Here is a 19,446-nt window from a genome sequence, read left to right on the forward strand (position 1 = left end):
CCATTCATGATCGAGGAGAACTAACGTGGCTGTCCCGAAGCGGAAGATGTCCCGCAGCAACACGCGGTCGCGCCGCTCGCAGTGGAAGGCTGCGCCAGTGACGCTTGTGACCTGCCCGAATCCTGCCTGCCGCGCGCAGCACCTGCCGCACACGGCGTGCCCGAAGTGCCATCAGTATGGCGCTCGCGGCGCCTTCCGTGAAGTCACCGGGAGCCTGAACACTCGTGAATTCGAGTGAGCCCACTTCGCCTGATTTCGTACAGCTGATCGAGGAGCTCGGCGTCCCGATGGACGCAGGGCTCCTCGATCTCGCGTTGACCCACCGCTCATTCGCCTACGAGAACGGGCAGATCCCCACCAACGAGCGGCTGGAGTTCCTGGGCGACTCGGTCCTGGGGATCGCTGTCACCGACTATCTCTATCGACGCTTCCCCGATCATCCCGAGGGACAGCTGGCGAAGATGCGCGCTGCCGTGGTGAGTTCGGTGAGCCTGGCCCGCGTGGCCCGCCGGCTCGGTATCGGCGAGATGGTCAAGCTGGGCCATGGTGAGCTGAGCACCGGAGGACGCCGCAAGACGAGCATCCTCGCCGACACCACCGAGGCGCTCATCGGTGCGATGTATCTCACCGATCCGTCCGGCGCCGCCCGATTCGTCCATCACCTGTTCGACCCGCTCGTCGACCTGGCAGAGCACACGGGCGCCGGACTGGACTGGAAGACCTCGCTGCAGGAGGTGTGCGCCACCTTGGGCGAGAAACCTCCGGAGTACGAGATCACTGAGTCCGGGCCCGACCACGACAAGCGCTTCGTCGCCACCGCCGTAGTGGGCCAGCGCCGTTTCGATCCTGCCGAGGGACACAACAAGAAGCAGGCCGAGCAGCGCGCCGCCGCCCATGCCTTCGCCGTCCTGGAGCCCGAGACACACGCTGCGCCGGTCCGCCCGCTCGCACCGGGCACCGCCGTCTGAGGCCGGATGCCCGAGCTGCCCGAGGTCGAGACGGTGCGCGCCGGTCTCGAACCGCTGGTCGTGGGGAGAACGGTGAGCGCCGTTCACGTGCTCGACGCGCGCTGCCTGCGCCGCCACAGCGCAGGCGCCGCGGATTTCTGCCAGCGGCTACGGGGACAGCGGCTTGCAGACGTGCGCCGACGAGGCAAGTATCTGTGGATCCCGACCGTCGCGGGCGATGTCGTGCTCGCGCATCTGGGCATGAGCGGCCAGTTCCGCCTCGATTCTCCCGGCGACATCCTGGAGGCGCACGCCCGCCTGCTCATCGACCTCGACGATGGTTCACAGCTGCGCTTCGTCGACCAGCGGCTGTTCGGGGGGCTCGCGCTGTCGAAGGGACCGGTGGCGCTGCCGGCTGAGATCGCCCATATCGGCGCCGATCCCTTCGAGCCGGGCTTCGACCTGGCTGCCGTGGCGGATCGGATGATCGCCCGGCACAGCACGGTCAAGAGATGCCTGCTCGACCAGACCTTGGTGTCCGGTATCGGCAATATCTACGCCGACGAGGCGCTGTGGCTCTCGCGCACCCACTACGAGCATCCCAGCCAGACCCTCTCGACTCGCCGGGCACGGCGCGTGCTGCGCGCCGCGCGGACCGTGATGGCTGCCGCCCTGGCCCAGGGCGGCACGAGCTTCGATGCCCTGTACGTCAACGTCAATGGTTCGAGCGGGTATTTCTCGCGTCATCTGGAGGTCTACGGACGCGCCGGCCGGCCCTGCCGCCGGTGCGGATCGACGATCGTCCGCGAATCCTTCATGAACAGGTCGAGCTATCTGTGCCCGGTCTGTCAGCCCCTGCCGGCAGCCCACGTCCCCGCACCGGCCCAATCGGGTCCCAAGAGGTAGGTTGATCTTCCATGAGTTCTGAGCCTGTCCACTCGGCCCCGCAGCGGTGGCGACGCCTGCTCGTGCAGTTCATCAGGTTCGGGCTCGTCGGCGGTTCAGGAGTGGTCGTGAACATGGCGGTGGCCGTGGTCATGAACAAGCTGAATGGCGGTTCGGCCCATGCCGTCGAGGTGCTGTTCCCCATCCCCGGGACATCCTTCAACTTCCGATTCAGCTCCCTGGTCTGGATTGTCAGCTTCCTCATCGCCAACACCTACAACTACCAGCTCAACCGCACGTGGACCTTCCGGGGCACCACGCGGGGATGGTGGCTCGGCTTCTTGCAGTTCATGCTCATCGGCGCCGTCGCGGCCTTCGTCGGGCTGATCCTCAAGGCCATGATGATGAGCCCCGCGTCCGGGCTGGCATTGCGCGGACCATGGTTCGATGGCTGGCAGTTCCGCCCCGGTGGGGCGCTGGTCGATCAGATCGAGGACGCATTCCACTCGCGCGAATACGTCAGCCAGGCAGTGGCGATCGTGGTGACAATGCCCATCAACTTCATCGTCAACAAACTCATCACCTTCCGTACCCGCACGCCGGCGCGTCGCCGCGAGCCGGTCACCACATCATGAGGGTCCTGGTGACGACGCAGGACGCGCCATGTATCTCAAGAGCCTGACGCTGCGAGGATTCAAGTCCTTCGCCTCGGCGACCACCCTGGCCTTCGAGCCGGGCATTACTGCCATTGTCGGGCCGAATGGCTCCGGCAAGTCGAACATCGTGGATGCGCTTGCCTGGGTGATGGGCGAACAGGGCGCCAAGCACCTGCGCGGCGCCAAGATGGACGACGTGATCTTCGCCGGTACGACCGGGCGGGCGGCGCTGGGCCGCGCCGAGGTCACCTTGACCATCGACAACACCGATGGCGCGCTGCCGATCGACTACACCGAGGTCACCATCTCCCGCACCCTGTTCCGCACCGGCGGGTCCGAGTACGCCATCAACGGACACCCGGCCCGCTTGCTCGACGTGCAGGAACTGCTCTCGGACACCGGTATGGGCCGCGAGATGCATGTCATCGTCGGCCAGGGCCAACTCGAGCAGATCCTCGCCTCCGACCCCCGGATGCGGCGCGGCTACATCGAGGAGGCCGCCGGGGTGCTCAAGCACCGTCGCCGGCGGGAGAAGGCGCTGCGCAAACTCGAGTCGACCGGGGCGAATCTGGAGCGGCTCAACGACCTCATCGGCGAGATCCGTCGTCAATTGAAACCGCTGGGGCGTCAGGCGGCCGTGGCCCGCAAGGCCGGAATCGTCCAGGCCGAGCTGCGCGATGCGAGGGCACGCCTGCTGGCCGATGAGCTGACCCGTGAGACCCTCGCCCTGGACAGCGAGCGACGCAGTGAGCGCGAGGCCGCCCTGGCCCGCGAGCAGGCCCAGGCGCAGCTGGACACGGCGCAGCGGGCCGAGCGCACCGCCGAGCAGGAACTCGCACGGCTCGCACCGCAGATGTCCGGGGCCCAGGAGCAGTGGATGCGCGCCGCCACGCTCTCAGAACGCAATCGGGCCACCGCCTCGGTGAGCGCCGAACGGATGCGTCGCGATGCCGAGCCCCAGCGACTCCCGGGGCGGGACCCTGGCGAGCTCGAGGACCAAGCGGCGCAGCTGGCGCGCCAGGAACAGACCAGGGCCGAGGAGGCGCACCTGGCCCGTCACCGCCTGGAGCAGGCCCAGGCGGATCGGCTGGCGGCCGAGAGGGCCCACGAGCTGGCCGAGGAACAGTTCGCCGAGCAGCTGCGGGCACTTGCCGACCGCCGGGAGGGACGCGCCAGGCTCAACGGCCAGATTGCCTCGCTCGAGTCGCGGCTGGCAGCCGGCGGCGACGAGGCAGGCCGGCTGACGCGCCGTCGCGACGAGGCACAGGCGCGTGCCGCGCAGGCCGAGGCTTCCTTCACGTCGCTGCAGGCCAGGATCACCGAGCTGGGGGCCAACGAATCAGAACTGGACGCCCGCCATGAACAGGCCAGTGCTGCTGTACGGGAACTCGAGGAAGCCCACGGGGCAGTGCGTTCGCGGACCCTCGAGGCCGAGGGCCGGGCGTTGGCCCTGCGTGCCCGCCTGGAGGCCCTGGAGCTGGGACTGCACAGCACCGACGGCGCCAGCAGCCTGGTGAGCGCCGAAATCGAGGGGATCACGGGGGAGCTGTCGGCGGCCCTCGCAGTGGAGCCCGGCTGGGAGGCCGCGTTGGCGGCCGCTCTGGGGACGGCGAGCGAGGCACTGGTGGTGCGCGATCCCGGCACCGCCGTTCGGGTGGTCAACGATCCCGCTGTGCGCGAGCTGGGCCGGCTGGGGCTCGTGATCGCCCAAGCCCCGCCCATGCCACCCGGCCCGGACGAAGGCCGTGACCCCATGACCTTGCCAGCCGGGGCGGTGCCGTTGCTCGACCTGGTGAGCGCCGAACCCCAGCTGTCCGGAGCACTGCACCAGTTGCTGCACCAGGTCGTTGCCGTGGAGGATCTCGCCATGGCGACCCGGCTCATCTCGGCGCACCCCCAGCTGCGCGTCGTCACCCGGCGCGGGGAGCTCCTGTCACGCTGGTTCGCGGCCGGGGGCGGTGAACGCGAGCACAGCTCGATCGAGCTGCAGGCCGATGTGGAGCGCACCCGTGGCGAGCTTCACGAGGCCGAGGGCGAGGCGGCCCAGCTCGGTGGCACGGCTCACGACCTCGACGAGCAGCTGGCCCGGGCACGCCTCGTGGCCGACCGGGCGCTGGAGCAGCTCAACGAATCCGATGCCGCCATCTCCTCGTTGGCCGAACAGCTGTCCGGTCTGGGCCAGACGGCCCGCGCCGCACGCCAGGAAGCTGCTCGCGCCGACGAGGCCCTCGCGAAGGCCGCCGAGCGGCGCGTCCACGATGAGCAGGAACTGGCGGTGGTGCGAGAGCGCCTGAAACGCGTCGGCGAGGACGGTGCCTTTGCCGAACCCGACCCCAGCGGGCGAGATGAGACAGCGGTGCAGGCCGGCCGTTGTCGTCAGGCCGAGACGGACGCACGGCTCGCACTGCGCACCGCCGAGGAACGCCTCGCGGCGCTCGCCGGACGCGCCGATGCCCTGCGGCGTGCCGCCTCCCAGGAGCGCGCCGCCCGCACCCAAGCGGCTGCCCGGGCCGAGCGGATCCGCCGTGAGCAGGCGGTGGCGCGGGCGGTCAATACGGCCACCGGGTGGCTCGGCCAGGAGCTTGCCCGTCTCGGTGAGGCCGCCGCAGCGCAGCGCGAACAGGCCGAACAAGCCCGAGCCGGCGCCGAGGCGGCGCTGGCCGCAGCCCGCACCCAGCGGCGCGAGTGTGCGGCTGCGCTCGAGGAATTGGTGGCGCAGGCCCATCGCGGGGAAGTCGCCCATCTCGAACAGCGCATGAAGATCGAGGCACTCACCGCGAAGGCCATGGACGAGTTGGGCCTTCAGGCCGACGTGCTCATCGCGGAATTCGGACCCGACAAGCTCGTCCCGGTGCTCGTGAAGCCCGACGGGAGCCCCTTCGAAGCTGACGAGGAGCGCCCCGCCCCGGTGCCCTTCGACCGCGAAAGGCAGACCAAGAGGCTGCGGGCAGCCCAGCGCACACTCGAGCAGTTGGGGCGCATCAACCCGCTGGCACTCGAGGAATTCGATGCGCTCAACCAGCGTCATCAATTCCTCGCCGAGCAGCTCGCCGATCTGCGAGCCACCCGCAAGGACCTCCAGTCGCTGATCGAGGAGGTCGACGAGCGCGTCCAGCAGGTCTTCGCGCAGGCCTACGCCGATGTGGAGCGCACCTTCGCGCAGATCTTCCCTCGCCTGTTCCCCGGGGGCGAGGGCCGCCTCGTGCTCACCGATCCGGGGGACCTGCTCGAGGCCGGCGTCGACATCGAGGCGCGCCCTGCCGGCAAGAAGGTCAGGCGCATGTCACTGCTGTCGGGCGGAGAGCGCTCGCTCGTCTCGGTCGCCTTCCTGTTCTCACTGTTCATCGCCCGCCCCAGCCCCTTCTACATCCTCGATGAGGTCGAGGCGGCCCTGGATGACGTGAATCTCTCGCGACTGCTCGGCATCTACGAAGAACTGCGGAAGGATTCTCAGCTTCTCGTCATCACCCATCAGAAGCGGACCATGGAGATTGCCGACGCCCTGTACGGCGTGACGATGCGCGGTGACGGTGTGACTACGGTCATCTCCCAGCGACTGGCGGGCTGAACGGCCGCTGGGAGGGTGCCCGGCAGCCGGCTTGCAGCTCGGCGCGGGCGGCGGACACCTGAGATCCCTCCGTGTCGGCTCATACTTGATGCGTAGTGTCCTTCGACCGTGAGGTTCATCATCGAAACCTGGGAGCTGACATGTCCGTTTTCATCCTCGCGCTGATCGCCGCGCTCGCGCTGGCGGTGGCCGTGGGTGCGGTCGTGGCCATCGGCATCCAGGGCTACTACCGTGATCGCAACCCCCGCCTCGCCCGCCTGCTGCATCGCATCGCCCGGCTCCTCAACGGCGAGCCACCTCCCGTGAGCACCGGCCTCGAGGACGCGTCGCCGAAGCATTGAGGCCCTGGCTCCGGCTCGTCCGTCGACCCGTCCCGTAGACTGCGGGGGTGGATTGGGTCTTCTGGATCATCATGGCCGGGATCGCCTTGGCGGTCATCGTCTCTCTCGCGTCGATCTATCTGGGACGCGACAAGAAGGCCGTCGAGGCCGAGCCGCCTGTCGGGCAGGTGGAATCGGGGCCGGGTACGTCCCCGGCGGCACCCGAGGGTGGCATCGCCACGCTCGCCCCCGCATCCGAAACCCCCGCGCCGCCGGAACCGGTCCGGGAGATCCCCGAGGCGCCCGCCTCGCGGCTGGTCAGGCTGCGGCGCCGGCTCGCCACCTCCAACAATGCGCTGGCCAGGGCACTCGCCGAGCTACTGAGTGCCGACCGGATCGACGAGGACACCTGGGACGACTTCGAGTCCACCCTCATCACCTCCGATCTCGGGGTGGGACCCAGCACCGAACTCGTCAAGAAGCTGCGTAGCGAGCTCGCTGTCGAGGGCATCTCCGAACCTGCGGCGGCCCGCGATGTGCTGCGCGCCGAACTCGTCGCCCTCGTCGATCCCACCCTCGAGCGCAGCCTCACCCTCGATCACGAACCGGGGCTGCCCGCCGTCATCATGCTCGTAGGGGTCAACGGCACCGGTAAGACCACCACCGTCGGCAAGCTCGGCCGGATGCTCGTGGCCCAGGACAAATCCGTGCTCTTCGGGGCAGCCGACACCTTCCGGGCAGCTGCCGCCGAACAGCTCGGCACCTGGGGCGAGCGGGTCGGGGTGCAGACTGTGCGCGGCGAGGAGGGGGCGGACCCCGCCTCCGTGGCATTCAACGCCGTCGACGAGGCCATCACGCAGCACGCCGATGTCGTGCTCATCGACACGGCCGGCCGGCTGCACACCAAGGTCGGTCTCATGGACGAGCTCGGCAAGGTGAAGCGCGTCATCGAGAAGAAGGCGCCGGTCGGCGAGGTGCTCCTGGTGCTCGACGCGACCACCGGGCAGAACGGGCTGACGCAGGCGCGGATCTTCGCCGAGGTCGTCAATGTCACCGGCATCGTCCTCACCAAGCTCGACGGCTCCGCCAAGGGTGGCATCGTCGTCCAGGTGCAGCGCGAACTGGGCGTCCCGGTCAAGTTCATCGGTCTGGGCGAGGGTCCCGACGATCTGGCACCCTTCGACGCCGAGCAGTTCGTCGACGGCCTCCTCGGCCAGTGAGCCTCTCCTCGGTGTCCGACCGCGGGAGCGCGGGCGGACCAGCCAGGGGCCGGGGCCGCGCCGCAGCGCCACGTATTCTTGTCATCACACTTGCGACCAAGGAATGAGCCTGTGTTCGACACACTCCAGGACCGCCTCGCCGAGACCTTCAAGTCATTGCGGGGCAAAGGGCGTCTCACCGACGCCGACATCGACTCCACCGCGCGCGAGATCCGCATCGCGCTGCTGGAGGCCGATGTCGCGCTCCCGGTCGTCAAGGAGTTTGTCTCCCGCGTCAAGGAGCGTGCCCACGGCGCCCAGCTGTCCAAGGCGCTCAACCCCAGTCAGCAGATCATCAAGATTGTCAATGACGAGCTCATCGCCATCCTCGGCGGCTCCACCCGCACGATCCGCTTCTCGAAGGGCACGGAGGTCACCGTCATCCTGCTTGCCGGCCTCCAAGGTGCCGGTAAGACCACTCTGGCCGGCAAGCTGGGCCGGTGGCTCAAGGAACAGGGACACAGCCCGCTGCTCGTCGCGGCCGATCTCCAGCGCCCCAACGCCGTGCAGCAGCTGCAGGTGGTGGGCAAGCGGGCCGGTGTCCCGGTCTTCGCCCCCCAGCCGGGCAATGGCGTGGGCGATCCGGTGGAGGTGGCCAGGCAGTCGCTGGAGGAAGCCCATCACAAGCTCTACGACGTCGTCGTCGTCGACACCGCAGGCCGACTGGGCGTCGACGAGGAGATGATGGCCCAGGCCAGCCGGATCAAGGCCGCCGTCAGTCCGAACGAGACGCTGTTCGTCGTCGACGCGATGATCGGCCAGGATGCCGTGAACACCGCGAAGGCATTCGAGCAAGGAGTCGGCATCGATGCCGTCGTGCTCTCGAAACTCGACGGGGATGCCCGCGGTGGTGCGGCCCTGTCGATTGCCCGGGTGATCGACAAGCCCATCATGTTCGCCTCGAACGGCGAGCAGCTCGGCGATTTCGATCTCTTCCACCCCGACCGGATGGCCAGCCGCATCCTCGGCATGGGCGACGTCCTCACACTCATCGAGCAGGCCGAGAAGACCTTCGACGCGCAGGAGTCGCGGGCCAGCGCCGAGAAGCTCATGCGGGGACGCGGGGAGTTCGGCCTGCAGGACTTCCTCAACCAGCTCAAGCAGATCCGCAAGATGGGTCCGCTGTCGAAGATCTTCGGCATGCTGCCGGGCATGGGCGCGCAGATGAAGGATGCGGTGGACAATCTCGACGAGCGCGAGGTCGACCATCTGGAGGCCATCATCTTGTCGATGACGCCCGCCGAGCGGGCCGATGTGTCCATCCTCAACGGCTCGCGACGCGCACGGATCGCCAGGGGCGCGGGTGTCGAGGTGCACGACGTGAACCAGCTCGTCAACCGCTTCGTCGAGGCTCGCAAGATGATGCAGTCGATGGGCCCGATGATGGGAGGGGGACGGGGTGCGATGCCCGGTCTGCCTTCCGCGATGGGCGGCGGCCACCAGGCGCGCACCAGCAAGAAGAAGAGCAAGAAGAAGGGCAAGAACGGCGCTCCGGTGCGTCGCGGTGCCCAGCGCAACGCACCGGATGCCGGCCAGGGCAGTGCACCAGCCGGTGGCATGGCCTCGCCCGGTGGCCAGGCTCTTGGCCCGTTCGGCGCCCCGTCGCCCGGTGCCGCCGGGGACTTCGAGCTGCCTCCTGAACTGCGCAAGTACTTCGACAAGTGACAGGTACGTCGGCTGGTGACAGACAACTCGGCAGGTGAGTTCCATGCGATGATCGCGGCCTCGCCGGCAGGTTCCGGCAGATCCGTGGGCGGTGCGTGGCATGTGCACGGCGTCGTGCTCCCCGAGGAGCAGCCGCGTGATCTGTGGATCGACGACGGGCGGGTGGTCGAGGGCCCCGTCGCGGGAGCGCGGGAGCTTGACCGGCACTGCTGGGTGCTTCCTGGCTTCGTCGACGCGCACTGTCACATCGGACTTGGGCCCCAGGGAGCAGTGAGCATCGGCGACGCCCGCCAGCAGGCCCGCACCGACCGCGACGCCGGTACGCTGCTGGTCCGCGATGCCGGATCGCCCATCGACACGCATCTGTTCGACAACGAGCCCGACCTGCCGCGGCTCATCAGGGCCGGGCGCCACATCGCCCGGCCGCGCCGCTATCTGCGAGGATTCGCCGTCGAGATCGAACCCGAACAGCTGATCGACGAGGTGGACCGCCAGGCCCGCCGCTCGGACGGCTGGGTCAAGCTGGTGGGCGACTGGATCGACCGCGGCACGGGCGACCTGGCGCCGCTGTGGGAGCCAGCCATCGCGGCGCGCGCCATCGGGCGGGCCCACGAGCTGGGCTGCCGGGTCACGGCACACTGCTTCGGCGAGCAATCCGTGGCCGAACTGGTGGGGGCTGGAATCGACTGCATCGAACATGGCACCGGGGTGAGCCCGGCGGTCATCGACGAGATGGCGCGGCGCCAGGTGGCTATGGTCCCCACCCTTGTCAACATCGAGAACTTCCCGGCGATCGCCGACTCGGGCCAGGCGCGCTATCCGCGATACGCCCAGCACATGCGAAAGCTCTATCACGGGCATCTGGACCGGATGCGGGCCGCACGGGAGGCCGGCGTGCCCCTCTATGCCGGCACGGACGCCGGAGGCACCATCCATCACGGCCGGATCGGCGACGAGATCGTCGCGCTCGGACAGCTGGGTGACGCGCAGTTCGCGCTCGGTGCGGCGTCCTGGCGCTCTCGGGGCTGGCTCGGCGCGCCCGGGCTGGGGGTGGGGGAGAGTGCCGATCTGGTGATCTTCGACGCTGACCCGCGCCCCGACCTGAGGGTGTGCCGGCGTCCGTGCGCCGTGATGCTGAGAGGTCGTCTGCGGTCGCGCTGACGGCGGGTCCGGGGTGAATTCTCGCCCGTCCCCACAATCTGGCACAATGGACGATGCATCTGTGCCATGGTGCCCTCTCACGCCATGCGCATGGAGACCACTGGACGGCTTCGACGTGTCCCCACGCGCCGGATCGCGGCCACCAAACCCGTCCCGGGGCAGTTCCCGGGCATTCGTCACAGGAGAAACCACACTCGTGGCCACCAAGATTCGTCTCAAGAGGTTCGGCAAGATCCGCGAGCCGCACTACCGCGTCATCGTCATCGACTCGCGCGCCAAGCGCGACGGCCGGGCCATCGAGGTGCTCGGCCAGTACCATCCGAAGAGCGATCCCTCGGTCATCAAGATCGATTCCGAGCGCGCACAGTACTGGCTCGGCGTCGGCGCCCAACCCACCGAGGCCGTTGTCGCGCTGTTCAGGCGCACGGGGGACTGGCAGAAGTTCACCGGCGACGATTCGATCCCCTCGGGTGTCGACGAGCAGCCGGCCAAGCCCGACAAGCTGGCCGCTTTCAACGCCGCCCTGGCCGAGGCCGATGGTGAGCCCACCGCCAGCGCCATCAGCACCAAGAGGTCCAAGGGCGCCGGCGAGGACGCCCCGGCCGCCGATTCCGAGCCCGCTGCCACCGAGGCCTGAGCGTGCTGTCGCAGGCTTTGGAACATCTCGTCTCGGGGATCGTCACGCATCCCGGCGACGTGGTGGTCCGGGACAAGGAGTTGCGTCGCGGCAGGATGCTCGAGGTGCGCGTCCACCCCGACGACATCGGCAAGGTCATCGGTCGGCAGGGGCGCACTGCGACGGCGCTGCGCACGGTCATGTCTGCCCTGGCCGGACACGAGCAGTTGCGCATCGACTTCGTCGACGTCGAGCGCCACGGCCCGCGTCGGCGCTGAGGCGCCATGGCGGGCACGGTGGAGATCGTCGTCGCCGTCGTGGGCAGGCCCCACGGCGTGCGCGGCGAGGTGAGCCTCACGCTGCGCACCGACGAGCCCGAGAGGCGTCTGGGGCCCGGCCAGAACCTTCTCGTCGAGGGTTCGCGCCGGGCCCTGCGCATCGCCTCGAGGAGCTGGTCAGCTGGCCATCTGTTTGTCAGCTTCGAGGGGGTCGGCGACCGCACGAGTGCAGAAGAGCTGCGCGGTGCCGTCCTGCTGGCCGAGGTACCCGCCGAGGAGACTCCCGAGCACGACGACGAGTACTACGACCGCCAGCTCGTGGGACTGGACGTGCGTGACGCCCAGGGAACGTCCGTGGGCACCATCGGCGAGGTTCTCCATATGCCTGCCCAGGACCTGTTGAGCGTGCGTACCGACGCCGGTGCCCGGCTCGTGCCCTTCGTCTCGGCGCTGGTCCCGCTGGTCGACCTCGCGCAGGGTTTCGTCCAGCTGGCCGATGTCCCCGGGCTGGTGGACGACCGGGCAATCGACGACGGTAGTGGTGGCGGTGAGTGAGGAGCGGGCGGCGCGCCCGGCACTGCGCCTGGACACGATCAGCATCTTCCCGCAGTACTTCGATGTGCTGCGGCTCAGCCTCATCGGCAAGGCCCTGGCCGCCGGGCTCATCGAGCTTCACACCCACGATCTGCGCGAGTTCACCCACGACCGCCACCGCACCGTCGACGACACCCCCTATGGCGGTGGGGCGGGCATGGTCATGAAGCCCGAACCGTGGGGTGAGGCGCTCGATGCGCTGCTCGGGAGCTGTCCGCCGGGCACGGAGCGGCCGGTCCTCGTCTTCACCACGCCCTCCGGCGAGCCCTTCACCCAACGGGTTGCTGGGCAGCTGGCCAGTGCCCCCAGACTCGCCTTCGCCTGCGGACGCTACGAGGGCATCGACAAGCGGGTCATGGTCTGGGCTCGCGAGTACTTCGAGGTGCGCGAGCTGAGCCTGGGCGACTACGTTCTCAACGGCGGCGAGGTGGCGGCGCTCGCCATGATCGAGGCGATCGTGCGGCTGGTCCCCGGGGTGATCGGGAACCCGGAGTCGCTGGTCGAGGAGTCGTACTCACCGCACACCGAGGGGATGCTGGAGTACCCGGTGTACACCAAGCCTGCGCGCTGGCGCGGGCTCGACGTGCCGCCAGTGCTGCTGTCGGGCGACCACGGCGCGGTTGACGACTGGCGGGCGGCCCGCTCCCTGGAGACCACTCGGGCGCGCCGTCCCGATCTGCTGGGCCAGCCACCCTCACGCAGCTGAGTGCTGCCCCGGCGTCAACGACCCGGGTGCGATGCGCCGGCACGACGCGCGAGCCAGCGGGCGCACAGCCCGGGCCAGGGCTCGGCTTGCGAATGCTCGGCCAGGCCCAGTCCGTGTGCCCCGTGCTCGAAGACGTGCAACTCCACCGGCACTCCCGCGCGCCGGCAGGCAGCGGTGTAGCGCAGTGAGTGGGAGACCGGAACGCTCGGGTCGTCGGCGGTGTGCCATATGAAGGCCGGCGGGGTGGCGGCGCCTACCACGGTGTCCACGCTGAAATGGGTTCTCGTCGCGTCGTCCGGCGTGGGGCCGAGCAGGTTTGCGGTCGACAGCTCATGGCCCTGGGCGTCCATCGCGATGACGGGATAGCCGAGTACGCTGAAGGCCGGGGGCACGGCGGCGCAGCCGTAGGCCTGCGGGGTGGAGCACATCGCTGCAAGGTGGCCTCCTGCAGAGAACCCGGCGATCCCGACCGTGCGGCCACGCCAGGACGGCTGGCGGCGCAGCTCGTCGAAGGCCTCCATTGCGGCATCGAAAGGCGCCGGATGCCGCTGCCCCACCGGGTAGTCCAGCACTGCTGCGCTGACTCCCACCGAGGCGAACCAGCGGGCCACCGGCTCCCCCTCGTGATCGGCGATCATCTCGTAGGCCCCGCCCGGCGCGATCGCCACTGCCAGACCCAGGTCCGCGTCCCGATCGGCGTCGATCCGGAAGCTCACCTCGCATCTGGGCATGCCCTGAGACTAGCAACGTCGAGACGCCCGGTGACCAGCAGATGAGAAGGCCAACCGCGCAGCCGCGCACCAGCGCGAGGCGGTGTCTCGAACGAGGAGGGCGTGATCTAGTGTGTTGCCGTGGCAACTCTAACTACTCTCTCCGCGGACACGACCCCGCAGAGCAGGGCGCTTCGGTCGTCGGTGACCAAGAAGTTCGCGATGTCGATCACCGGAATGATCTTGGTCGCCTTCCTGCTCATGCACATGTTCGGCAACCTGAAGCTGCTCATCAGTGGTGCGGACTTCGACGCCTACGCCCATTACCTGAGGCACTTTCTCGAGCCGGTTCTCCCTCCGTACTTCTTCCTCACGATCTTCCGGCTGGTTATCGCCGCGGCCGTCCTCATTCATGTCGTCATGGCGCTGCACCTGGTGATCCGTGACACTGTTCGGCATGCGCATTCGGCTGGTCTGAGCGTGCGCCGGTACACGATGCGCCGCTACCTCGAGGGCAGCTTCGCGGCACGCACGATGATCTGGAGCGGGCTCATCGTCTTGCTGTTCATCCCCTTCCATCTGTTCATGTTCACTGACCAGATCATCAAGATCGGCTACTCCGATCCGTCGACGCCGTCCCATCTGCGAGTGGTCTTCGCCTTCCAGAACTGGGGCATCTACGCGATCTACTTCGTCGCCATGGCGGCGGTCTCCCTGCACGTGTGGCACGGGTTCTACTCGGCCATGTGCACACTGGGCTGGCGCGTGGGGCACTCCTCGACGGTGGTCATCAAGGCATGCTCCTGGATCGTCGCCTTTCTCATCTTCGCCGGGTTCATGTTGGTCCCGACCCTCATCGCGTTTGGAGTGATCAACTCGTGACCGAGAACACCTCGCCCACCAGCACGCGCGGCCTCGCGCCGTCCGGTGACGACCAGTACTACGAGATCGGTGCCGAGATCCACGACACCAAGGCGAACACCGATCTGCCGATCGACAAGATCTGGTCGGATCGCAAGTTCAACGCGAAGCTGGTGAATCCGGCCAATCGGCGCAAGCGCACCATCATCGTCGTCGGTACCGGCCTGGCCGGTGGCGCCGCGGCCGCCTCGCTCGGCGAGGCGGGATACAAGGTCCTCAACTTCTGTTACCAGGACAGCGCCCGGCGCGCCCACTCCATTGCCGCCCAGGGCGGCATCAACGCGGCGAAGAACTACAAGAACGACAACGACTCGGTCTACCGGCTGTTCTACGACACGGTCAAGGGCGGTGACTACCGAGCCCGCGAGACCAATGTCTACCGGCTCGCGGAGGTCAGCGCCAACATCATCGACCAGTGCGTCGCCCAGGGCGTTCCCTTCGCCCGGGAGTACGGCGGCCTGCTCGACAACCGTTCGTTCGGCGGCGTCCAGGTGGAGCGCACCTTCTATGCCCGCGGCCAGACCGGGCAGCAGCTGCTCATCGGCGCCTACCAAGCACTCTCGCGCCAGGTCGCGGCGGCCAGGGTGGAGCTGCACACCCGTCACGAAATGGTCGAGATCATCGTCAAGGACGGGCACGCCCGCGGCATCGTCACCCGCGACATGATCACCGGCGAGATCGAGAGCTGGACGGCCGACGCAGTAGTTCTCGCCACCGGTGGCTACGGCAATGTCTTCTTCCTGTCGACCAATGCGATGGGCTGCAATGCTACGGCCATCTGGCGGGCACACCGCAAGGGTGCCTATTTCGCCAACCCCTGCTACACGCAGATCCACCCCACATGCATCCCGGTGCACGGCGACAACCAGTCGAAGCTCACGCTGATGAGCGAATCGCTGCGCAACGACGGCCGCATCTGGGTGCCGAAGAAGGCCGAGGACTGCGCGAAGGATCCCCGTCAGATTCCCGAGGAGGACCGCGACTACTACCTGGAGCGCATCTACCCCTCGTTCGGCAATCTGGTGCCTCGCGACATCGCCTCGCGCCAAGCCAAGAACATGTGCGATGAGGGCCGCGGTGTCGGACCCGAGGTCAAGGAGATCGGACCCGACGGCTCGGAGCGCCTGGTGCGCCGCGGTGTCTACCTCGACTTCTCCGAAGCCATCTCGCGACTCGGCAAGGACGGCGTCTCCGCCAAGTACGGGAACCTGTTCGATATGTACAAGCAGATCACCGCTGACGATCCCTATGAGGTTCCGATGCGCATCTACCCGGCGGTGCATTACACCATGGGCGGACTGTGGGTCGACTACGACCTGCAGAGTTCGGTGCCCGGCCTGTTCGTGGCCGGCGAGGCGAACTTCTCCGACCATGGCGCGAACCGCCTCGGCGCCTCGGCGCTCATGCAGGGTCTTGCGGACGGCTACTTCGTGCTGCCCAATACCGTGAACTCCTATCTGGCCGACAACCATCCTGGCCGGTTGGCCGACGACGACCCCGCGGTGCTCGAGGCCGTCGAGTCCGCCAAGGAGCGCATCCAGAAGCTGCTCGCCGTGGATGGCAACCGCTCGGTCGACTCCTTCCACAAGGAGCTCGGCCACATCATGTGGGAGTACTGCGGCATGGCGCGCAGCGACGAGGGCCTCAAGACGGCGATCGGGAAGATCCGGGCGCTGCGCAAGGAGTTCTGGGAGAACGTCAAGGTCACCGGTGTCAACGAGGATCTCAACCAGACCCTCGAGCGCGCCGGGCGGGTCGCGGACTTCTTCGAGCTGGGTGAACTCATGTGCGTCGACGCGCTGCACCGCCGCGAGAGCTGCGGCGGGCACTTCCGCGTCGAGCACCAGACACCCGAGGGCGAGGCGCTGCGCCACGACGACAAGTACCTCTATGTCGGGGCCTGGGAGTTCAAGGGCGAGGGCGTCAAGCCCGTGCTTCACAAGGAGCCCCTGGTCTACAAGGCAATCGAACTCAAGCAACGGAGTTACAAGTGAAGCTGACACTGAACATCTGGCGCCAGGCGAACGCGGAGTCCACCGGCGCGATGAAGACCTACCAGATCGACGGCATCAGCCCCGACATGTCCTTCCTGGAGATGCTCGATCAGCTCAACGAGGATCTCACCGAGAAGAACGAGGAGCCGGTTGCCTTCGACTCGGACTGTCGTGAGGGCATCTGCGGCATGTGCGGCGTCGTCATCAACGGCACAGCCCATGGCCGCGGTGTCTCTCCGGTGCGCACCACCACGTGCCAGCTCCACATGCGCTGGTTCAAGGATGGCGACACCATCACCATCGAGCCCTGGAAGGCCGGCGCATTTCCGGTCGTCAAGGACCTTGTCGTGGACCGCTCCGCCCTCGATCACATCATCGAAGCCGGCGGCTTCGTGTCGGTGAACACCGGCGCCGCGCCGGACGCGCATGCCACGCCCATCTCGAAGTTCAAGGCGGATCGGGCCTTCGATGCAGCCACCTGCATCGGCTGTGGCGCCTGCGTGGCGGCCTGCCCGAACGGCTCGGCCATGCTGTTCACCTCGGCGAAGGTGGCCCATCTGGCCAACCTTCCCCAGGGGCAGCCCGAGCGCAAGCTGCGTGTCAAGAACATGATGGCCCAGCACGATGCCGAGGGGCTGGGGCACTGCACGAATATCGGCGAGTGCGCGGCCGTGTGCCCCAAGGGCATCACGCTGGACAGCATCACCCAGCTGAACCGCGACTTCATCGCGTCGCTGTTCAGCGGTGTCGGCAAGGCCCAGTAGGACGACCGGCAGGTCAGGAGGCGGGTTCTCGCTACTCGCCTCCTGACCTGCCGTGATGCCCGGTCACTCGACGGCGAGTCGTCGGCGCCCGGGCATCCACCGGCGAGTGATTGGTGTCAGCGCTCCTGGTGTGCAAGAATGGCTGGTCGTTGCGGTTCATGGCTCCTGCCACGGGGGGACTGCCCAGAACCCAGCACCAATCGTGATCTGTCAACGGGTGACCTGTGGCACCGGCGAGGAAACACTATGACCAACAGCCTCATTGCCGCGCTCGACGAGGAATCATTGCGCGATGACATTCCTGCCTTCCGCGTCGGCGATTCGGTGCGAGTCCACGTGAAGGTGGTCGAGGGCAACAAGTCCCGCATCCAGGTCTTCGCCGGTGTGGTCATCTCCCTCGATGGGGCAGGTGTGCAGGAGACCTTCACGGTGCGCAAGGTGTCCTATGGATGCGGCGTGGAGCGTACCTTCCCCTTGCACAGCCCGATCATCGACCACATCGAGGTCGAGCGTCGCGGTGATGTGCGACGCGCCAAGCTCTACTACCTGCGCGGTCTGCGCGGCAAGGCCGCGAAGATCAAGGAGAAGCGCGAGAACGCGTGAGCCAGCCGGCTGCGGCACCCGATCCGAACGGTGCCACCGACAAGCCGAAGAAACCCCAGCGCAAGCAGGGTTTCTTCGGCTTTCTGGGCGAGTTCGCGCTCATCGTCCTCATCGCCTTGGTGATCTCGGCGCTCATCCGCAGCTTCCTCGTGCAGCTGTTCATCATTCCCTCGGCCTCGATGGAGAACACCTTGGCCATCGGCGACCGCGTCGTCGTGGTGAAGACCGCAAGCTATCACCGCGGTGACGTGGTGGTCTTCAAGGATCCCGACAACTGGCTGGAGAGCACCCCAGTGTCGGTGGGTCCCGTCCGCGAGGTCTTCGAGTTCCTCGGTATCGCACCCGCGTCGTCCACCGACCATCTGGTCAAGCGGGTGATCGGTGTCCCCGGTGACCACGTGCGCTGCTGCACCGCGACCGGACAGATCGCGGTCAATGGGGTGGCGCTCGACGAGCGCTCCTATCTCTACTCGGCCAATGGAGTGCAGGTGCGACCCAGCGACATCAACTTCGATGTCGTCGTGCCCGCCGGAGAGGTCTTCGTGCTGGGCGACAATCGCAGTGACTCGCGGGACTCGCGATACCACCTGTGCGATGCTGTCGGGGCGAACCAGACGCCGGGTCAGAACGCCTTTGTGCCCGAGTCCGATATCACGGGGCCAGTGGTGGGCATTGCGATGCCCTTCGACCGGCTGACCCGCTTCCACATCCCGGCAAGCTTCGCCTCGGTGCCTGCCCCGGGTCCCGCGCCGGCCACCCCGGTCGTCACCGAGAAGCCCTGCTGACCTGCACCGATGAGCGGTGCCGCACTCGTCTCCCGCTACGAGACCGCGCTGTGCGCGGCAGGTCTTGGCCCGGTGGCGGGCGCTGACGAGGCTGGGCGCGGGGCCTGTGCCGGCCCTCTGGTCGCTGCTGCGGTTGTCTTGGACGACCGCCCCGAGTGTCGAATCGAAGGCCTGCGCGACTCCAAGCTGCTGCGTCCGGCGGCCCGAGAGCGGCTCTACGGCCAGATCACCGAGAAGGCCGTGTCATGGGCTGCCGTGAGCGTCGAGCCCCGTGAGTGCGATCGGCTCGGTATGCAGGAGGCCGACCTGCAGGGCTTGCGGCGGGCGCTGTGCCGTCTCGGCACGGTTCCCGGATTCGTCATCACCGATGGCTTCGGGGTGGAAGGGCTCACGGTGCCCGCACTGGGCATGTGGAAGGCGGATCAGGTGTGCGCCGCCGTGGCGGCGGCATCGATCATCGCCAAGGTGACCCGGGACAGGGTCATGGTGGCGGCGGACAGCGACTTTCCCGGTTATGGCTTCGCGATCCACAAGGGCTACCCGACGGCTGAGCACCAGCGTCGGCTGGAAACCCTGGGGCCCTGCGCGCTGCACAGGCGCAGCTACGCGAACGTCCGGAGAGCGGCTAGGCTGGTCGAACCATGAGCAGCGCCGATGATCTGGATGCCTACGAGAGCAAGCTCGAGCTTGATCTGTACCGCGAGTACAAGGACGTCGTCAACATCTTCAAGTACGCCGTGGAGACCGAGAGGCGCTTCTACCTGTGCAACGCCGTCGATCTCAAGGTGCGTACCGAGGGCGGCGACGTGTACTACGAGGTGTCGATGCGCGATGCGTGGGTGTGGGACATGTACCGGCCCACACGTTTCGTGAAGTCGGCGAAGGTGCTCACCTTCCGCGATGTCTCCATCGAGGAGATCCAGCACAGCGACCTGGAGGTTCCCGAGGGGGACTGATCCGCGGCGGCCACCAACCAACAGGCGTCATCGAGGGCGTCAAGCCCTGTGGATGATG

Annotated in this window: 21 protein-coding genes; 20 read left to right on the forward strand and 1 reads right to left on the reverse strand. The window is 67.7% G+C overall.

What is annotated here, in order from left to right:
* Positions 1 to 25: 25 nt before the first annotated feature.
* The 13 genes from rpmF to trmD all read left to right on the forward strand — a co-directional run bounded on the left by rpmF (position 26) and on the right by trmD (position 12,655).
* Positions 26 to 238, forward strand: coding sequence for a 50S ribosomal protein L32 (gene rpmF / locus BMX93_RS00950; protein ID WP_091966737.1), 213 nt, complete (start codon positions 26 to 28; stop codon positions 236 to 238).
* The gene (rnc, locus tag BMX93_RS00955; RefSeq protein WP_091966739.1) at positions 225 to 968 is read left to right on the forward strand and encodes a ribonuclease III; all 744 of its coding nucleotides are present in this window, start codon (positions 225 to 227) and stop codon (positions 966 to 968) included. The genes rpmF and rnc overlap by 14 nt, the downstream gene beginning before the upstream one ends.
* 6 nt (positions 969 to 974) lie before the next feature.
* Entirely contained in the window at positions 975 to 1,853 is an 879-nt protein-coding gene (gene mutM / locus BMX93_RS00960) for a bifunctional DNA-formamidopyrimidine glycosylase/DNA-(apurinic or apyrimidinic site) lyase (protein ID WP_091966741.1), read from the forward strand.
* 11 nt (positions 1,854 to 1,864) lie between these two features.
* The gene (locus BMX93_RS00965; protein WP_091966743.1) at positions 1,865 to 2,467 is read left to right on the forward strand and encodes a GtrA family protein; all 603 of its coding nucleotides are present in this window, start codon (positions 1,865 to 1,867) and stop codon (positions 2,465 to 2,467) included.
* Between the two features lie 28 nt (positions 2,468 to 2,495).
* Positions 2,496 to 6,056, forward strand: a complete 3,561-nt coding sequence (gene smc, locus BMX93_RS00970) for a chromosome segregation protein SMC (RefSeq protein WP_091966744.1) — start codon at positions 2,496 to 2,498, stop codon at positions 6,054 to 6,056.
* A gap of 140 nt (positions 6,057 to 6,196) precedes the next feature.
* On the forward strand, positions 6,197 to 6,397 hold the full coding sequence (locus BMX93_RS00975) for a hypothetical protein (RefSeq protein WP_143052767.1): 201 nt from the start codon (positions 6,197 to 6,199) through the stop codon (positions 6,395 to 6,397).
* A gap of 71 nt (positions 6,398 to 6,468) precedes the next feature.
* The gene (ftsY, locus tag BMX93_RS00980; RefSeq protein WP_091966867.1) at positions 6,469 to 7,596 is read left to right on the forward strand and encodes a signal recognition particle-docking protein FtsY; all 1,128 of its coding nucleotides are present in this window, start codon (positions 6,469 to 6,471) and stop codon (positions 7,594 to 7,596) included.
* Between the two features lie 111 nt (positions 7,597 to 7,707).
* Positions 7,708 to 9,300, forward strand: a complete 1,593-nt coding sequence (gene ffh / locus BMX93_RS00985; RefSeq protein ID WP_091966748.1) for a signal recognition particle protein — start codon at positions 7,708 to 7,710, stop codon at positions 9,298 to 9,300.
* 15 nt (positions 9,301 to 9,315) lie between these two features.
* Positions 9,316 to 10,461, forward strand: coding sequence for an amidohydrolase family protein (locus BMX93_RS00990; RefSeq protein WP_245725648.1), 1,146 nt, complete (start codon positions 9,316 to 9,318; stop codon positions 10,459 to 10,461).
* Between the two features lie 196 nt (positions 10,462 to 10,657).
* On the forward strand, positions 10,658 to 11,098 hold the full coding sequence (gene rpsP, locus BMX93_RS00995; protein ID WP_091966752.1) for a 30S ribosomal protein S16: 441 nt from the start codon (positions 10,658 to 10,660) through the stop codon (positions 11,096 to 11,098).
* A gap of 2 nt (positions 11,099 to 11,100) precedes the next feature.
* Positions 11,101 to 11,355 carry an RNA-binding protein gene (locus BMX93_RS01000; protein ID WP_091966753.1) on the forward strand — a complete coding sequence of 85 codons (255 nt, stop codon included), beginning with the start codon at positions 11,101 to 11,103 and terminating at the stop codon, positions 11,353 to 11,355.
* Between the two features lie 6 nt (positions 11,356 to 11,361).
* Positions 11,362 to 11,910, forward strand: a complete 549-nt coding sequence (gene rimM / locus BMX93_RS01005; RefSeq protein WP_091966755.1) for a ribosome maturation factor RimM — start codon at positions 11,362 to 11,364, stop codon at positions 11,908 to 11,910.
* A 22-nt stretch (positions 11,911 to 11,932) separates the two neighbouring features.
* Positions 11,933 to 12,655, forward strand: a complete 723-nt coding sequence (trmD, locus tag BMX93_RS01010) for a tRNA (guanosine(37)-N1)-methyltransferase TrmD (RefSeq protein ID WP_091966869.1) — start codon at positions 11,933 to 11,935, stop codon at positions 12,653 to 12,655.
* A gap of 14 nt (positions 12,656 to 12,669) precedes the next feature.
* Here the strand turns inward: trmD and BMX93_RS01015 are convergent, their stop codons facing one another.
* Positions 12,670 to 13,386, reverse strand: a complete 717-nt coding sequence (locus BMX93_RS01015) for an alpha/beta hydrolase (RefSeq protein WP_091966757.1) — start codon at positions 13,384 to 13,386, stop codon at positions 12,670 to 12,672.
* 120 nt (positions 13,387 to 13,506) lie between these two features.
* On the opposite strand from BMX93_RS01015, the gene BMX93_RS01020 reads away from it, so the two are divergent.
* From BMX93_RS01020 to BMX93_RS01050, 7 genes are all read left to right on the forward strand, one after another.
* Positions 13,507 to 14,247: a succinate dehydrogenase cytochrome b subunit gene (locus BMX93_RS01020; protein WP_091966759.1), complete on the forward strand. Its 741-nt coding sequence runs from the start codon at positions 13,507 to 13,509 to the stop codon at positions 14,245 to 14,247.
* The gene (locus BMX93_RS01025; protein ID WP_245725649.1) at positions 14,244 to 16,280 is read left to right on the forward strand and encodes a fumarate reductase/succinate dehydrogenase flavoprotein subunit; all 2,037 of its coding nucleotides are present in this window, start codon (positions 14,244 to 14,246) and stop codon (positions 16,278 to 16,280) included. The genes BMX93_RS01020 and BMX93_RS01025 overlap by 4 nt, the downstream gene beginning before the upstream one ends.
* Complete coding sequence (locus BMX93_RS01030; protein WP_091966763.1) at positions 16,277 to 17,044, forward strand: succinate dehydrogenase/fumarate reductase iron-sulfur subunit; 768 nt, start codon at positions 16,277 to 16,279, stop codon at positions 17,042 to 17,044. The genes BMX93_RS01025 and BMX93_RS01030 overlap by 4 nt, the downstream gene beginning before the upstream one ends.
* 246 nt (positions 17,045 to 17,290) lie before the next feature.
* Positions 17,291 to 17,647 carry a 50S ribosomal protein L19 gene (rplS, locus tag BMX93_RS01035; RefSeq protein ID WP_091966765.1) on the forward strand — a complete coding sequence of 119 codons (357 nt, stop codon included), beginning with the start codon at positions 17,291 to 17,293 and terminating at the stop codon, positions 17,645 to 17,647.
* Positions 17,644 to 18,432, forward strand: coding sequence for a signal peptidase I (gene lepB / locus BMX93_RS01040; protein WP_091966767.1), 789 nt, complete (start codon positions 17,644 to 17,646; stop codon positions 18,430 to 18,432). Before rplS ends, lepB begins: the two co-directional genes overlap by 4 nt.
* A 9-nt stretch (positions 18,433 to 18,441) precedes the next feature.
* Positions 18,442 to 19,077, forward strand: a complete 636-nt coding sequence (locus tag BMX93_RS01045; RefSeq protein WP_091966769.1) for a ribonuclease HII — start codon at positions 18,442 to 18,444, stop codon at positions 19,075 to 19,077.
* Positions 19,074 to 19,388: a DUF2469 domain-containing protein gene (locus BMX93_RS01050; RefSeq protein WP_091966771.1), complete on the forward strand. Its 315-nt coding sequence runs from the start codon at positions 19,074 to 19,076 to the stop codon at positions 19,386 to 19,388. The genes BMX93_RS01045 and BMX93_RS01050 overlap by 4 nt, the downstream gene beginning before the upstream one ends.
* Positions 19,389 to 19,446 lie beyond the last annotated feature (58 nt).

This window comes from Propionibacterium cyclohexanicum (assembly GCF_900111365.1).
GTDB lineage: Bacteria > Actinomycetota > Actinomycetes > Propionibacteriales > Propionibacteriaceae > Propionibacterium > Propionibacterium cyclohexanicum.

Coding starts and splice junctions, on each gene's coding strand:
- BMX93_RS01045 (WP_091966769.1), top strand. CDS start 18,442: ATGAGCGGTGCCGCACTCGTCTCCCGCTACGAGACCGCGCTGTGCGCG.
- mutM (WP_091966741.1), top strand. CDS start 975: ATGCCCGAGCTGCCCGAGGTCGAGACGGTGCGCGCCGGTCTCGAACCG.
- smc (WP_091966744.1), top strand. CDS start 2,496: ATGTATCTCAAGAGCCTGACGCTGCGAGGATTCAAGTCCTTCGCCTCG.
- rplS (WP_091966765.1), top strand. CDS start 17,291: ATGACCAACAGCCTCATTGCCGCGCTCGACGAGGAATCATTGCGCGAT.
- ftsY (WP_091966867.1), top strand. CDS start 6,469: ATGGCCGGGATCGCCTTGGCGGTCATCGTCTCTCTCGCGTCGATCTAT.
- rimM (WP_091966755.1), top strand. CDS start 11,362: ATGGCGGGCACGGTGGAGATCGTCGTCGCCGTCGTGGGCAGGCCCCAC.
- BMX93_RS01015 (WP_091966757.1), bottom strand. CDS start 13,386: ATGCCCAGATGCGAGGTGAGCTTCCGGATCGACGCCGATCGGGACGCG.
- BMX93_RS00965 (WP_091966743.1), top strand. CDS start 1,865: ATGAGTTCTGAGCCTGTCCACTCGGCCCCGCAGCGGTGGCGACGCCTG.
- BMX93_RS01050 (WP_091966771.1), top strand. CDS start 19,074: ATGAGCAGCGCCGATGATCTGGATGCCTACGAGAGCAAGCTCGAGCTT.
- BMX93_RS00975 (WP_143052767.1), top strand. CDS start 6,197: ATGTCCGTTTTCATCCTCGCGCTGATCGCCGCGCTCGCGCTGGCGGTG.